Origin of the sequence: Streptomyces sp. NBC_01232, from assembly GCF_035989885.1 — a bacterium.
Taxonomy (GTDB): Bacteria; Actinomycetota; Actinomycetes; order Streptomycetales; family Streptomycetaceae; genus Streptomyces.
This window is the reverse complement of sequence record NZ_CP108518.1, coordinates 7,003,992-7,016,937: the sequence shown is the minus strand read 5'-3', so window position 1 is coordinate 7,016,937 and position 12,946 is coordinate 7,003,992. Positions and strand designations below refer to the sequence as shown.

Genomic DNA, 12,946 nt, shown 5'->3' with positions numbered 1-12,946 from the left:
CACCAGGCTCGCCGACCCCCAGACCACTGCGGACAACGCTGCGATGGCCTGGATGCGGCGCAAGCTCGCCGAGCGCGGCATCGACCCCACCGCCCCAATCGCGGACACCCCGGAAGCGATCCCCGCGCTTGAGGCCGCTCAGCTGCGAATCCCGCGCGATTACCGCGAGGCTCGCGTCGAGCACCCAGCCGTAGCCGATTGGGTCCGCACCATCGCCGGCAGCGCCGTCGGCCACGCGGCGAACCCGCTGAACCCGCACTTCGGGGCTGCCGGGCAGCGGGAGATCACCCACGGCCGCAGCCTGCTGCTGTGGGGCTCCACCGGCGCCGGCAAGACACACCAGGCGTACGCCGCGATCCGCGCCTTGACCGCCTCCGGGTGCGGGGTGCGCTGGCACGCCACGACCGCCGCCGACCTGTACGGCGAGATGCGGGCCCGGGGCGGTGGCGATCCCGAGTACCTGCTGCGCCGGATCGTACGGATCCCGCTGCTGCTCCTGGACGACCTCGGCGCCGCGAAGGCCTCCGAGTGGAACGAGGAGATCACCTTCCGCCTGCTGAACTGGCGGGCGCAGAACCAGATGCCGACGATCGTCACCTCCAACCTGCCGCCGGTGCGTACCCCTGGGATGGCGACCGGGCAGCCGGTGCTGCGGGACAAGGTCGGCGACCGAGTGATCTCCCGCCTATCCGGCATGTGTACCCCGGTCCACCTCGACGGCCCTGACCGCCGCTTCCGCGCCGCCTGACCACCTGCGCCCACCACCTTCCACCGCCCGGCCAGCGAGCCGGTCAGCTGGCACCCACCGCTGCGTGCCGCACCCGCGCGCGGCTATCCGGCATGCCCTGGAGACCCATCCCATGCGCCAAATCACCACCAACACCCAGCCCGTGCCCGACCTGCGTGGCATCGCCGACATCTCGTGGCACGACCGAGGGAACTGCCACGACCTGGACACTGCCGAAGCGGACCGGATGTTCTTCCCCGCGCCGCGGGCCCACGCCGACATCGCCGAGGCCAAGACCTTGTGCGGCGCCTGCCCCGTGCGGCAGGACTGCTTCACCCATGCCATGGACAACGACATCCGCTGGGGCCTGTGGGGCGGGCTGACCGAGGCGGAACGCAAGCCCTGGCGGGCCAAGGTCGCCAAGCGACTCGACTACCAGCGGGTCCGCGCCGCCCTCATGGGCCGGGACGTCCACCTTTCTGCCGCCGAGCGCGACGCCGTCACCCGCGCCGCCCACGTACGCGGCTGGAGCACCTCACGGCTGGCCTACGTCCTCGGGGTCGATTTCGACCACGCCCGCGACCTCCTGCGCCGGGCGGCGCACGCAGTGGCAGACCGCGACCGGTACTGGAAGGTCCCCGCCGCGGACAGCCAGGCCAGCCCCGCCGGCAGCAACGACGAGGACGACAACGGAAGCGCACCCGAGGAAACGTTCTGCCAGGTGCCGCGCCAGGCCCAGACGCGCGAGCTCAACGACGCTCTGCGGAAGGCGGCATGACCTGCCCGGCGCCACCTCCCGCCCGGTCGGCCATGCGCGCCGCCGACGGCCACACACCACGCCCCACAGCAAGCCCGGAGAAAGGGAGCCCTTGACCGAGGAGACCGCCGACCGATACGCCCTGATCGCTGCCGGGACGGTGATCATCGTCTTGACCGGCGCCGGATTCTGGCTCTCCTACGCCCACCTCGCCGAAGTCGCTGGGAGGCACGGCCTGGACCGCTCGCCCATCCGGCAGTGGGCCTGGCCTGCCACGCTGGACATGTTCATCGTGGCCGGCGAGCTGCTGATGCTGCGAGCGGGTCTGCGCCGGGTGACGGACTGGTGGGCAATCGGGCTGACGGCCGCAGGGTCGGCCGGATCGATCGCGCTGAACGTCGCCGGCGTCAGCGGCACCACCGGCAGTCCGGTCCCGCTCCTGGACTACGTGGTCGCAGCCGTCCCTCCGACGGGCGCGATGCTGGCCTTCGGAGTCCTGATGCGGCAGATCCACCAGCGCATCGCCCGGCCCCTGCGGAACGGCCCAACCGAAACCTGGACCGGCCCCGGCCCGCGCCGGACCACCGCACCACCGGACCCGGCAGAGACCCGGACCGGACCGAACCCGGACCACGACGAAACCCGGACCGACACCCCCGCCGGACCGGACCGCCCCAGCCCGAAACCCGGACCGGCCCCGGACCCAAGCCGGACCACCGCACCACCAGACCCGGCAAAGACCCGGACCGGACCGAACCCGGACCACGACGAAACCCGGACCGACACCCCCGCCGGACCGGACCGCCCCAGCCCGAAACCCGGACCGCGGCGGACTCGGACCGGACCGGTACGTCCCCGGACCGTCCGGGCGAAGGTCCACGCCGGACGGTCCGAGCGCCGGACCGGACCGCGCCGCCTGTCCGAGGAAGAGGTTGTCGAGCTGGTCCTCCCGGACGTCCCCGCAGCCCTGGCTGCGGATGGGAACGAGCAGATCACCCGAACCCAGCTGCGGAGCATCATGCGCGCCCGCGGCATCCCCCTCGGCAACGAGCACATTGGCCCCGTCCTGACCGCGCTTCGCTCTGCGACCGCCTCCCCCAAGTCCCACGAAGGAGCCACCCACCGATGAAGACCTGCACCCGACTCGCCGACATGAAGGCCGGATACGAGCGCGACATCGCCTTCCTGCGCGGCCATGCCGCCCGGCACGAGGGCAGCAGCGCGGCGAAGGCGAGCACCCGGCACGCCTGGGGCATGAAGCAGAACATGGCCAGGGCCCTGGCCAGGCACTTCGAGCGCTGCGCCCTGTGCCAGTGACCAAACCCTGTCCCGACGGCGGCCTGGACCAGTACCAGGGCCGCCGTCCCGTTCCCCCACCACCTGGCCTCCCGGAAGGAGCCAAAGCGCCCATGCAGTCTGCTGAACACCAGCGCGAACCGGAGCTGAACAGGACCGTCAGGTCGGCCGAATCCTGCGCCCGCGAGGACCGTTCTCCCGACGTCAACTCACTCCCAGGAGGAGCAAGTTATCCCTTTGGGTACTCCACCATCGGCGGAGTGTCCAAAGGGTTCCCTGCCCCTGGTGGGCAGGGCCTCGTCCGGCGCCGGGGGACGCCCGACGAGGAGGCTGCGACCGAGGGCGGATCGCAGCCAGGAGGGGACCAACAACCCACGCACGAAGCCGCGTCAGCCTCAGCTGCACCCTCAGCCGCCCGTACGCGACGCCGTACGTACAAGCGCCGTCAGCGCCCCAACGTGTGCAGCGTCCGTATGAGCGACGACGAGCTCGTGCTCGTCGCGACCGCTGCCAAGACAGCCGGCGTCACCCTCGCCGGCTTCTTCGCCCGCGCCGCCCTCAGCGCCTCCCGCGATCCGCAGACCAGCGCTGCGGCCATCGCAGGGCGCCGCGAGATGGTCGCCGAGCTGTTCGCTGCCCGTCGCCACCTCGGACAGATCGGCAACAACCTGAACCAGCTGGTCCGCGCGATCAACTCCGGTGCCCAGCCGCCCGACGCCCAGCTCGACGCCGTGCTCGACGCGGTCCACCGCGCCTCCGCCCGCGTCCAGGGCGCCACCGCCCAGCTCCTCGAACACAACTAGGACTCCACACCACCATGGTCCCCAAAATCCACAAGCGCGGGCAGCGCACCATCGGCCTCCTGTGCTACCTGTACGGGCCCGGCAAGGCCGAGGAGCACGTCGACCCGCACCTGGTGGCCTCCTGGGACCATGGCGCCCCCGACCCCGGCCGCGATCCCGAGGTCACGTACAAGCAGCTCCAGCAACTCCTCGACCAGCCCCTGGCGCTGCTCGCCGAAGACGAGCGGCCGGCGAAGCACGTGTGGCACCTGTCGGTTCGCAACGGCCCCACCGACCGGACCCTGTCCGACGAGGAATGGGGCGACGTCGCCCGCCGCATGGTCGCCGCCGCCGGCATCGACGACCCCGACCAAGGCTCCGGCTGCCGCTGGGTCGCCGTACGGCACGCGGACGACCACATCCACATCCTCGCCACCCTGGTACGCGAGGACGGCAACCGTCCGGAACTCGACTTCGACGCCGTCCGCGTCCAGGCCGAGGCCCGCCGCCTGGAAGAGGAACTGGGGCTGCGCCGCCTCAACCCCGGTGACGGCACCGCCGCCAAGCGGCCCACCAGCGCCGAACGCCACAAGGCCGCCCGCCAGGGCCGCGAGCGCACCCCCCGCGAGGAACTCCGCGAGACCGTCCGGCGTGCCGTGGCCGGCGCCGAGAACGAGAAGGAGTTCTTCGACCGCCTGGGCGACGCCGGCGTTCTGGTGCGCACGCGCGTCGCACCGTCCGGTGACCTCCTCGGGTACACGGTCGCGCTGCCCGGAGACGTCAACGCCCAAGGGGAACCGGTCTTCTACCCGGGCTCGAAGTTGGGCCCGGACCTATCCCTGCCGCGGATCCGGGAGCGCTGGTCCGGCCGCCGGACCAGTCAGGGCGCTGAGCAGTCGGTGCCGTCGGGGCCCGCATCGGCGCGGCGCCGGGCAAGCACGGCGCTGTGGCAGGCGGTGCTGGTCATGGACGGGGCGGACGACGGGGTGGCCGCGGCATACATCGCCGCTGCCGGTGAGGTCCTGGACGCGCTCTCGAAGACGTCCGCCGCCCACACCCGGCGCGAACTACGAGACGCCGCATTCCTGTTCGAACGAGCCTCCCGCTCCCACGTGCGGGCCGAACGCGGTCACGACCGGGCCCTTCGCCAGGCTGCCCGCGACCTCGTCTACAGCGGTCCTGCACTCGGGCGGGGCGAGGACGGGGCGACGACCGCAATGGTGATCGACGCCGTGTTCTTCCTGGTGACCGTAGCCGCGCACTGGCACGGGAAGAAGGCACACGCCCAGCAGGCCTCTGCCGCCCAGCAGGCTGCCCTTCACCTGCGCACGGCCTACCGGGCCGCCTCCGCGCAGCCGATGGGCGTGCTCGCCGTACGGGGCCGGTCGCTGGCCCTTCCAGTGCTGCGCCGCCAGGTCCTCCGAGTCCGGGAAGCGCTGCCGGCTGAGCTGGCGGAGCAGGTCCTGGCCGAAGCCGGATGGTCGGCGCTGGCGGCGACCCTGGCCGATGCCGAGGCAGCCGGATACGACGCCACCGCCCTGCTGGCCGACGCCGCCGCCCGACGGGAGCTGGGGAGCGCCGAGTCGGTGTCCGACGTGCTGGTGTGGCGGCTGCGCCGCGCTGCGGACCTGCCGGCCGACGCCCAGACGATGGCCTTGCCCGAAGGCGCCACCGCCTCGTCGGGCGGCGCCGGACCGAAGGCCGAGAGCCCGGCAGCGAAGGGCACGCAGCGCCGCCGGAGGTGACCTGGCTTTCAGGAGTTCGCGAGTTGCCGCTGGTGGGGCCTATGGGGCACGCTTCTTGACCCACCGCCGTGTGCGGGGAGCCGACTGGGAGGGGAGCCCAAGTGTTCGGTCGCAGGAAGGCCAAGCAGGAGCGTTCGGAGCTGGGGCCGACGGGTGTCCCGTGGCTGGCGCACCCGGAACCGCAGTGGCCCGACCCGGTGCAGCAGACGCCCGCCCCCGCTCCGGCCGCCCCGGTGGTGGACGACTTCCTGCCGCCGGAGTTCCGCATGGACACCGATGACGACCTGGCGGGCCGGCTCATGCCGTGGCCGCGCCTCCTGGTCGTCGAAGGCGATGTCCGTGCCTGCCCGCAGTGCGCGGCGTACCGGGACTGGGTCGTCCTGTGCACTGAGGGGCGGATCTGGCTGCGCTGCCGCGCCGGCCACGAGACCTTGGAGCCGCGGCTGGACGTGGCCTGGTACAACCGCAACAGCGGCCCGAGCAATGGCAAGTTCGGCACGCTCGAGGAGGGCCTGCGCTCCATCGGCCACTGAGCGGGTACCGCGCCCCTGGACTCTTGTGTTCCTTCCCTGCCGCTCTGAGGAGTCGGCCACGGTCAGCACACCCGCATCCGACCCAGAGAACCCGAATGCGCCTGCGCCATTCCACCGTCCTCACCAGCACCTGCCTCGCCCTCTGGGCGCTGACCAGTTGGTCCGCCCCGCCCTCCGCCACGGCGTCTGCAGCACCTCGGGCGGAAGCCTCCATACCCACCGCCAGCGACCACGAAGTGCTGCCGTCGGAGCGGCTGGCGGACCGGCTGCTCACCGCCGACGATCTCGGCCCCGGCATCGCTGCCCGCCCCGCTGCATCCGCGGCTTCGCCCGAGGCGTCCGTCGTGGGCTGCCCGCAGCTGGAGCAGCTGGGCAGCGCCGCGGGCAACCCGTACGCGGTGTTCCCGAACCAGGGGAAGCGGGTCTTCTCCGGCCCCGGCGGCACCCAGCTGGCCGAGGAGCTGTACTCCGCGCCGCCCAAGGACCTTGCTGTGGGAGTCGGACGGATCATGACCGCGATGGGCGCCTGCCCTTCGTACCAGCTGGTCACCGCCACCACCGTGGCAGAGGTCCGCACCCAGACGGTGCCGGTGCCCCGTCTCGGTGACAAGCAGTGGGGACCGGCCCTCACCGTCACCGCCGACGGGCGGCGCACCGTCGTCCAGCAGAACGTGATTCGCGACGGGCCGTGCTGCTGGTCGTCTCCGGCAGCCCGGCGGAAGTCGCGGTCCACGGGCAGACCGCCCTGGCCAAGGCATCGGCCCGCTGAGCCTGCTACCCATCTCACGGAAGACCTGGCCGCAGACGGGAGTCTTCCAGCTGCGCACTGGCACCAGCCCGGCGACCAACCGCCCGGAGGTACCACGGGTCACGGCCGCTGACCGGTGGCCAGAGGCGACCGCCTGAGCCTGGCGCCCCGCCGGACTCGCACACAAGCGCTGAGGCCGGGCGGGTCGTCGGTCATCGGTCGTCGGCAGCATCGCGACCGTCTCCTAGAGCGGCAAATCGATCGATGAGCGTACTGCTAGGAAAAGGCCGACGGCCGGACCCATGGGGGTCCGGCCGTCGGCGTATCAGACAGTCGGCTGCACAGTGAGCTGGCCCTCGCTGCTCTCCGGCAAGGAGTGGCGCAGCACCGGTGCGGGTGAGGCCAGAGAGGCGGCGAAGGCCGCAACGAGATCATGCGGCGTACTGGCGGAGAACATGGCAGCCCACAGGAGACCAGCGCCCATCCGTGGTTCACACCATGCCTGCCATCCCGCCGCTTCCGCCTCAGGATCAAGGACGAGCGGGTCGCCGTCCTGAATGCCCTCATCCGGCAAAGCGGTCAAGGCCATGGTGGCGGCCAGCCGCGGGTCGGACATGGCGGTTGGGTTATCGATGTCACCGATCCAGCCGCTGCCGACCAGCGCGTCGAGAACCACCTGCGGTCCGGCGTAGCCGTGGGCGGGATCCGGGCGGTCCTCCAGGGCGAGCAGGAAGTCGGTGACAGCCTCGGACGGGGTGCCGACGGAGAAGTACGCATTCCACTGGGGAAGGCTGGTGGGGGTGGCGCGGGCAGAAACCGTCCATGCCACCGGCTGATCGCCCAGGAGGATGGGCTCGTCGGCCAGCACCCACTGCGCCCAGCTCAGTGCGTCCGAAGCGATGTACAGGACGGTGCTGCGGAGAACCTGCCGGGCGTCGTCCGATTCGTCGGGCTCACGTCGGCCCCGGACGAGGGTGAGGCTGGTCCAGCCCGCCGCGGTGAGGTGGGAGCCGACCTGGTCAGCAAGGAGGCCGTCATCGCCAGCGAGATGGCGCGGGGTGACCCAGTACGCGGGAAGGGAAGGGAAATCAGGGGACGGGGGCAGAAGTGCTCCTTGTCGTCAGGGAGTGTCGCGGCTCGTATCGTCGTCGGAGACGGCGCGCAGCCGCCGTCCACGGACAGGCGGCTCGACCGGAGGCATCCAGGTAAGGGCTTCGGCGACTGGCCTGGGGAGGTACCCGTACTGCACCGCCTCCGCGCCCTCGGCAAGATAGACAATCGGGCTCCCGTCCTGCTCCGTGCCCACTGTCACCGTGCCCATCTTGTGAGCCATGGGAAAGAAAGGATTGATCGCGAGCCGAACGCGGGCGGCAGGGGCTGCCGCAGACAGTCGTTCCATCAGGTCGGCGACGGTCATCTCGGCGCCGGGCTCGGGCTGGGGGGCCACGGTTCTCCTCACAGGTGGAAAGCGTTGTGGTGGGTGCGAATGTGCGCCGCGCGGCCTGCGGGAACGGACCACGGAAGGACGCGCGAGCCAATGGAGAACGGGAGGCGAGCGCACCGGCCTCCAGGCGGCGTGGGCACTACTGCCGTCGAGCGGTGGCGAGCACCTCGGAAACGGTAGCGGCCACGAGCCGTGCCGGGGTTTGCGGGTCGAAGACGACACGGTAGCCGGGAACCTTCGCGGTGCCGGTGACGGCCAGGACCCAGCCCTCGTCCTCGGCCCCGGGGCGGCCGTCGGGAAACCACCCGAGATAGAGCCTGCCGTCGGCCGAGGAGATATGGGTGTCGGCCCTGTCGTCGACGATGAGGGTGAAGTCGCCGTTCGCCTCGGGGAAGCAGTCGATGACCTCGGTCGGCTGACCGGGCCCCAAAAGCCAGCTATGCAAGCGCAACCTCTCGATCGTGGTGCGAAATCCGGCGTTCGACAGCTCCACGGCCACAAGCATCACCTCTCTGACCTGGGAAAACCCCGAGTCGGGGGAAGGTCGTCAAGGTTGACATGCACTCCAACGCTGCACCAGTCCTTGCGGGGACTTTCCTGTCTGCCACCGGCGAACTCGACCTTGGGGCAGTGCTATGGGCTCTCAACAACCGACTCGCGCAAAGCCGCCGTGTGAGACGAAGTCACCGCACGACGGCGGGCGAACGTTAGGGCGCTGAGCGGCCGGTTCGTCGTGCGGTCCAGCGTCGCCGCGACCAGTCACCGGCTTCACCCACCGCCACCAGGAGGGCGGCTGATGCGGCGGATTGCGCGAGCTGCGCGGGTTTTACCCAAGAGCCTTGCCCGCCACCCAGAGGCCGCGCTCCACGGGCTGTTGGCCCAGATCAGCGCGAGGACGGCTGCGCCGCGGAGGACCAGGCCGCCTACGGTCTCAGTGCGCAGGGCGCGGGTGATCGCCTGCCGTTCGGGCAGAGGGAGCAGCCCGAGGAAGGGGAGCGGGCGCCGGCCATGGCAGTGGGCCTCCGGCGGTGTCAGCGACGAGAGGGCACACTGCCCCAGGACGCCGACCAGACTTCCCGGCACACCGCGCGCCACTCTTGACGCGTTCGTTACACCGTATCCACCGGTGGCCAGGCTGCCTGCCCTGCGCGCTTCCGCATGATCACATCGGTGTCGGGTTGTGATCAGCCCTGGCGGGAGGCGCACCACCAAGCAGCGACGGCGCCGAGCACCAGTGCGGCGGCCGCGGACAGGCCAGGCCGCTCGCCGGGCATCGTGTAGAGGGCGGCCCCGGCGATCGCGAGGATCGCGCCCATCACCAGCAGGGGCGAGGCCGGACAGCGGCCGGGGCGGCGGGGCATCTCGGGTCAGGACCCGGCCGGTGCGGCCTGGTGCAGGCGCGTACGGAGCGTTTCGGCGAAGTCCTCGGCGCGGGCCAGCTGGACGCGGAGCTTGTCGACCTGCTCGGCGGCGGCCTGCTCGTACTCCCGCACCCGCCCCAGCAGGATCTCGCGCTCCCCGGTGTCAAGGCCGGGCTCGTTGTCGAGGCGGTCGGTGGCATCCAGGAGGTCGCGCATCTGATCGAGGGTGAAGCCGAGCGGCTTCATGCGGCGGATGACCATGAGCCGGGCGACGTCGGTTTCGGTGTAGAGGCGGAAGCCGCCCTGGGAGCGGGCGGAGGGGGTGACCAGACCGGTCTCCTCGTAGTGCCGGATGGTGCGCAGGGACAGTTCCGTCCGCGCGGCGACTTCGCCGATCTGCATGTGCTTGTCGTCCACGCCCGCGGTCCCGGCCCTTCTCGTTGTAGCGGGCCGCGTGCCGTGCGACCTCATCGATCTCTACTCTAACGTTAGGGTAGAGTCGTTATTGGTGAGGGCGGCCCTTCTGCCCGCGATTGCCGTTCCGGAGCCGATGGCGCCCCGGCGAAGATCCGATTGTTGCAGGAGACAAGCGTGCGCGAGCTCATGACGCCGATCACCGCCGCCTGCCCGCCGTGATGCTCTGCCTCGGATGCGAGCTGCTCGGCCGCGCACTGCGCAGGCCCGCCGCATCCACCTTTCCGATCTTCCGGCCCGTCTGATCTTCGGGTCGTCCGCGGGGTGCCGGCCCGGCTCCTCCGCGTTCTCCCGCACACCTCTGGCCTGCCAGCGGAGTGTGCCCGAGCACGACAGGTTCCCCTTCTCTTGTCTTCTTCCGTTGTGACTCCCGCCGCGCGGCTGCGCGGCCTGCGCCCCGACTGGCTGAACAATCCGAAGGTCTGGCGCACCGAAGTGCTGGCTGGCCTGGTCGTCGCGCTCGCGTTGATCCCGGAGGCGATCTCGTTCTCGATCATCGCCGGTGTCGATCCCGCAGTCGGCCTGTTCGCCTCGTTCACCATGGCCGTGGTCATCTCGATCGTCGGCGGCCGCCGGGCGATGATCTCCGCGGCGACCGGTGCCGTCGCGCTGGTGATCGCGCCGCTCAACCGTGAGCACGGCTTCGGCTACCTGGTCGCCGCCGTCATTTTGGCCGGTGTCATCCAGGTCGCGCTCGGCGCCCTCGGCGTCGCCAAGCTGATGCGGTTCGTGCCGCGCTCGGTGATGGTCGGCTTCGTCAACGCCCTCGCCATCCTGATCTTCATGGCCCAGGTCCCCGAAATGCACGACGTCCCCTGGGCCGTCTATCCGCTGATCGCGGCGGGGCTGGCGCTGATGGTGTTCTTCCCGAAGGTCACCACCGTGATCCCGGCGCCTCTGGTCTCCATCGTCGTCCTGACCGTCATCACCGTCGCTGCCGCGATCGCCGTGCCGACCGTCGGCGACAAGGGCGCCCTGCCGTCCTCGCTGCCCGTCCCGGGCCTGCCCGACGTGCCGTTCACGATGGACACCCTGACCACCATCGCCCCCTACGCCTTCGCGATGGCGCTGGTCGGCCTGATGGAATCCCTGATGACGGCCAAGCTCGTCGACGAGATCACCGACACCCACTCCTCCAAGACCCGCGAATCGGTCGGCCAGGGCATCGCCAACATCGTCACCGGGTTCTTCGGCGGCATGGGCGGCTGCGCCATGATCGGCCAGACGATGATCAACGTGAAGGTGTCCGGAGCCCGCACCCGCCTGTCCACCTTCCTCGCGGGTGCGTTCCTGATGGTGCTGTGCATCGTGTTCGGGCCGGTCGTCTCCGACATCCCCATGGCCGCCCTGGTCGCCGTCATGGTCATGGTGTCCTTCGCGACGTTCGACTGGCACTCCATCGCCCCCAAGACGTTGAAGCGGATGCCGGCCGGTGAGATCGCGGTCATGGTCATCACCGTGATCTGCGTGGTCGCCACCGACAACCTCGCCATCGGCGTCGTCGTCGGCTCCGTCACCGCGATGGTCATCTTCGCCAAGCGCGTCGCCCACCTCGCCAACGTCACTGCCGTCAGCGACCCCGACGGCAGTACGGTGGTGTACTCGGTGACCGGGGAGCTGTTCTTCGCCTCCTCCAACGACCTCGTCGGCCAGTTCAACTACGCCACCGACCCCGACAGGATCGTCATCGACCTCTCCGCCGCCCACATCTGGGACGCCTCCTCCGTCGCCGCCCTGGACGCCATCGAGACCAAGTACGCCCAACGCGGCAAGACGGTCGAGATCACCGGCCTGAACGACCCCAGCGCCGACCTCCACGGCAAACTCACCGGCGAACTCACCAGCCACTGACCGCAACCCCGGCCGCAGACAACTGAACACTCCCGAAGCACAAGCAGCCGTGCCCTATAGGCGATGCGCAACTGGCGGCGAGGTTGCTGGCAGCACCACACCGGCCACAGGGGGAAACGCAGTCGGCCCCGGGAACCTGTCTGGTTCCCGGGGCCGGTGGTGGTGAGGTCAGTTGTCGTCGGTACGCCGGTGCTGGCCGGTGCCGGTGTCGCTCTCGCCGTTCTTGCGGCGGCGGGCGGCGTAGACGGCGCCGCCTCCGGCGGCGAGGAGAAGGCCACCGGCTGCCAGGAGCCACCAGTTGGCGCTGTCGGCGCCGGTGTGGGCGAGGGAGCCTTCGGGCTTGGTGTCAGGTGCGGTGGGGGTCGAGGTAGCGGTGCCGATCTCCGAGCTACTGGCGGGGGATGCGGCATCGCTCGGCTCCCCTGTGCCGGTCGAGGACGAGCCGGTCGGCGTCGGCTGGGAGGTGGGGTCGCCGGTGGGCTTGGCCGTCGGCTTCCCCGTCGGTTCCTCGGTGGGCTTGGCGGTGGCCGCGTTCGTGAAGGCCGCAGTGGTCTCGGCTCCGGGCTTGGCCGTGATCTCTACCGGGGTGGTCTCCAGCCGGTAGCCGTCCGGGACCTTGGTCTCGGTAGCGGTGTAGGCGCTGCCAGTCTTCTTACCGACGAGGAGGGGCGCCTTGGCGGTGCCGTCCGGGCCCGTGGTGAGGGTGAAGGTGCCCTTGTCGTCCTTGGCGTCCTTCGGGGCGATGTTGACGACGGCTCCGGCCAGGCCCTTGCCGGTGGCCTTGTCGGTGACCTTGAGGGTGAGGCCGGTGGACTTGTACGGGTCGGTGATCGCCAGGACCTTGGGCTCGCCGGGGGCGACGACGACGTCCTGGTCGGGGACGGTGCCCAGCAGCGGGCTGCCGGAGGAGGTCTCCTTGAGGCGTACGACGCCGGGGGCAAGGTCGGAGAAGGCCAGGGTGCCGTCGGCTCCGGTCTTGCCCTCGGCCAGCGTCTTACCCGCGGAGTCGAGAAGTTGGAAGGCGGCTCCGGGGGCGGGCTGGCCTTCGGGGTCCGTCTTGGCGATGCGCAGTCCGGCCTTGTCCGTCGGCGCGGGGCCGCCTTGATCCTTGGGGGCTTCGGCGGACAGGGAGGGGGCTGCCGTGGCGATGGTGGCCGGACCGGTCAGGACGGCGACGGCAGTCAGGGCGAGCGCGGTGAAGAGGAGGGGGCGGTGCTTCATCAGGGGC

The 12,946-nt window shown here is 70.9% G+C and carries 15 protein-coding genes; 9 read left to right on the top strand and 6 right to left on the bottom strand.

All coding sequences use genetic code 11. From position 1 onward, the window contains the following. Positions 1-43 precede the first annotated feature (43 nt). The 8 genes from OG444_RS32420 to OG444_RS32385 all read left to right on the top strand — a co-directional run bounded on the left by OG444_RS32420 (position 44) and on the right by OG444_RS32385 (position 6,721). Positions 44-748 carry an ATP-binding protein gene (locus OG444_RS32420; RefSeq protein WP_051763388.1) on the top strand — a complete coding sequence of 235 codons (705 nt, stop codon included), beginning with the start codon at positions 44-46 and terminating at the stop codon, positions 746-748. A 112-nt stretch (positions 749-860) separates the two neighbouring features. Continuing rightward, positions 861-1,505, top strand: coding sequence for a WhiB family transcriptional regulator (locus OG444_RS32415; protein ID WP_327265458.1), 645 nt, complete (start codon positions 861-863; stop codon positions 1,503-1,505). 91 nt (positions 1,506-1,596) lie between these two features. After that, positions 1,597-2,613 carry a DUF2637 domain-containing protein gene (locus OG444_RS40825; protein ID WP_438948727.1) on the top strand — a complete coding sequence of 339 codons (1,017 nt, stop codon included), beginning with the start codon at positions 1,597-1,599 and terminating at the stop codon, positions 2,611-2,613. Then, a complete protein-coding gene (locus OG444_RS32405; protein ID WP_266354034.1) occupies positions 2,610-2,801 on the top strand; it encodes a hypothetical protein in 192 nt (63 codons plus the stop codon). Before OG444_RS40825 ends, OG444_RS32405 begins: the two co-directional genes overlap by 4 nt. Before the next feature lie 92 nt (positions 2,802-2,893). Next, positions 2,894-3,583: a plasmid mobilization protein gene (locus tag OG444_RS40820; protein ID WP_442810667.1), complete on the top strand. Its 690-nt coding sequence runs from the start codon at positions 2,894-2,896 to the stop codon at positions 3,581-3,583. 14 nt (positions 3,584-3,597) lie between these two features. Beyond that, positions 3,598-5,307, top strand: a complete 1,710-nt coding sequence (locus OG444_RS32395) for a mobilization protein (protein ID WP_327265457.1) — start codon at positions 3,598-3,600, stop codon at positions 5,305-5,307. Positions 5,308-5,408: 101 nt separating this feature from the next. After that, positions 5,409-5,840 carry a hypothetical protein gene (locus tag OG444_RS32390; protein WP_244290823.1) on the top strand — a complete coding sequence of 144 codons (432 nt, stop codon included), beginning with the start codon at positions 5,409-5,411 and terminating at the stop codon, positions 5,838-5,840. A 95-nt stretch (positions 5,841-5,935) separates the two neighbouring features. After that, positions 5,936-6,721 carry a hypothetical protein gene (locus OG444_RS32385; protein ID WP_158711864.1) on the top strand — a complete coding sequence of 262 codons (786 nt, stop codon included), beginning with the start codon at positions 5,936-5,938 and terminating at the stop codon, positions 6,719-6,721. A 192-nt stretch (positions 6,722-6,913) separates the two neighbouring features. Here OG444_RS32385 and OG444_RS32380 read toward each other — a convergent pair whose 3' ends face one another. The 5 genes from OG444_RS32380 to OG444_RS32360 form a co-directional block, all read right to left on the bottom strand. Continuing rightward, positions 6,914-7,474, bottom strand: a complete 561-nt coding sequence (locus tag OG444_RS32380) for a DUF317 domain-containing protein (RefSeq protein WP_266354105.1) — start codon at positions 7,472-7,474, stop codon at positions 6,914-6,916. Positions 7,475-7,708: 234 nt separating this feature from the next. Beyond that, the gene (locus OG444_RS32375; RefSeq protein WP_244290828.1) at positions 7,709-8,035 is read right to left on the bottom strand and encodes a hypothetical protein; all 327 of its coding nucleotides are present in this window, start codon (positions 8,033-8,035) and stop codon (positions 7,709-7,711) included. Between the two features lie 136 nt (positions 8,036-8,171). Beyond that, positions 8,172-8,537: a DUF317 domain-containing protein gene (locus OG444_RS32370; protein ID WP_051763365.1), complete on the bottom strand. Its 366-nt coding sequence runs from the start codon at positions 8,535-8,537 to the stop codon at positions 8,172-8,174. Positions 8,538-9,216: 679 nt separating this feature from the next. Then, the gene (locus tag OG444_RS32365; RefSeq protein WP_327265456.1) at positions 9,217-9,393 is read right to left on the bottom strand and encodes a hypothetical protein; all 177 of its coding nucleotides are present in this window, start codon (positions 9,391-9,393) and stop codon (positions 9,217-9,219) included. Positions 9,394-9,399: 6 nt separating this feature from the next. Continuing rightward, positions 9,400-9,810 carry a MerR family transcriptional regulator gene (locus OG444_RS32360; RefSeq protein ID WP_266820145.1) on the bottom strand — a complete coding sequence of 137 codons (411 nt, stop codon included), beginning with the start codon at positions 9,808-9,810 and terminating at the stop codon, positions 9,400-9,402. 405 nt (positions 9,811-10,215) lie between these two features. Between OG444_RS32360 and OG444_RS32355 the strand changes: the two genes are divergently transcribed. Further along, positions 10,216-11,718 carry a SulP family inorganic anion transporter gene (locus tag OG444_RS32355; protein ID WP_327265455.1) on the top strand — a complete coding sequence of 501 codons (1,503 nt, stop codon included), beginning with the start codon at positions 10,216-10,218 and terminating at the stop codon, positions 11,716-11,718. 168 nt (positions 11,719-11,886) lie between these two features. Here the strand turns inward: OG444_RS32355 and OG444_RS32350 are convergent, their stop codons facing one another. Then, positions 11,887-12,939 carry an MSCRAMM family protein gene (locus OG444_RS32350; protein ID WP_327265454.1) on the bottom strand — a complete coding sequence of 351 codons (1,053 nt, stop codon included), beginning with the start codon at positions 12,937-12,939 and terminating at the stop codon, positions 11,887-11,889. Between the last annotated feature and the right edge of the window lie 7 nt (positions 12,940-12,946).

Coding starts and splice junctions, on each gene's coding strand:
- OG444_RS32350 (WP_327265454.1), bottom strand. CDS start 12,939: ATGAAGCACCGCCCCCTCCTCTTCACCGCGCTCGCCCTGACTGCCGTC.
- OG444_RS32420 (WP_051763388.1), top strand. CDS start 44: ATGGCCTGGATGCGGCGCAAGCTCGCCGAGCGCGGCATCGACCCCACC.
- OG444_RS32385 (WP_158711864.1), top strand. CDS start 5,936: ATGCGCCTGCGCCATTCCACCGTCCTCACCAGCACCTGCCTCGCCCTC.
- OG444_RS32415 (WP_327265458.1), top strand. CDS start 861: ATGCGCCAAATCACCACCAACACCCAGCCCGTGCCCGACCTGCGTGGC.
- OG444_RS32370 (WP_051763365.1), bottom strand. CDS start 8,537: ATGCTTGTGGCCGTGGAGCTGTCGAACGCCGGATTTCGCACCACGATC.
- OG444_RS32395 (WP_327265457.1), top strand. CDS start 3,598: ATGGTCCCCAAAATCCACAAGCGCGGGCAGCGCACCATCGGCCTCCTG.
- OG444_RS32405 (WP_266354034.1), top strand. CDS start 2,610: ATGAAGACCTGCACCCGACTCGCCGACATGAAGGCCGGATACGAGCGC.
- OG444_RS32365 (WP_327265456.1), bottom strand. CDS start 9,393: ATGCCCCGCCGCCCCGGCCGCTGTCCGGCCTCGCCCCTGCTGGTGATG.
- OG444_RS40820 (WP_442810667.1), top strand. CDS start 2,894: ATGCAGTCTGCTGAACACCAGCGCGAACCGGAGCTGAACAGGACCGTC.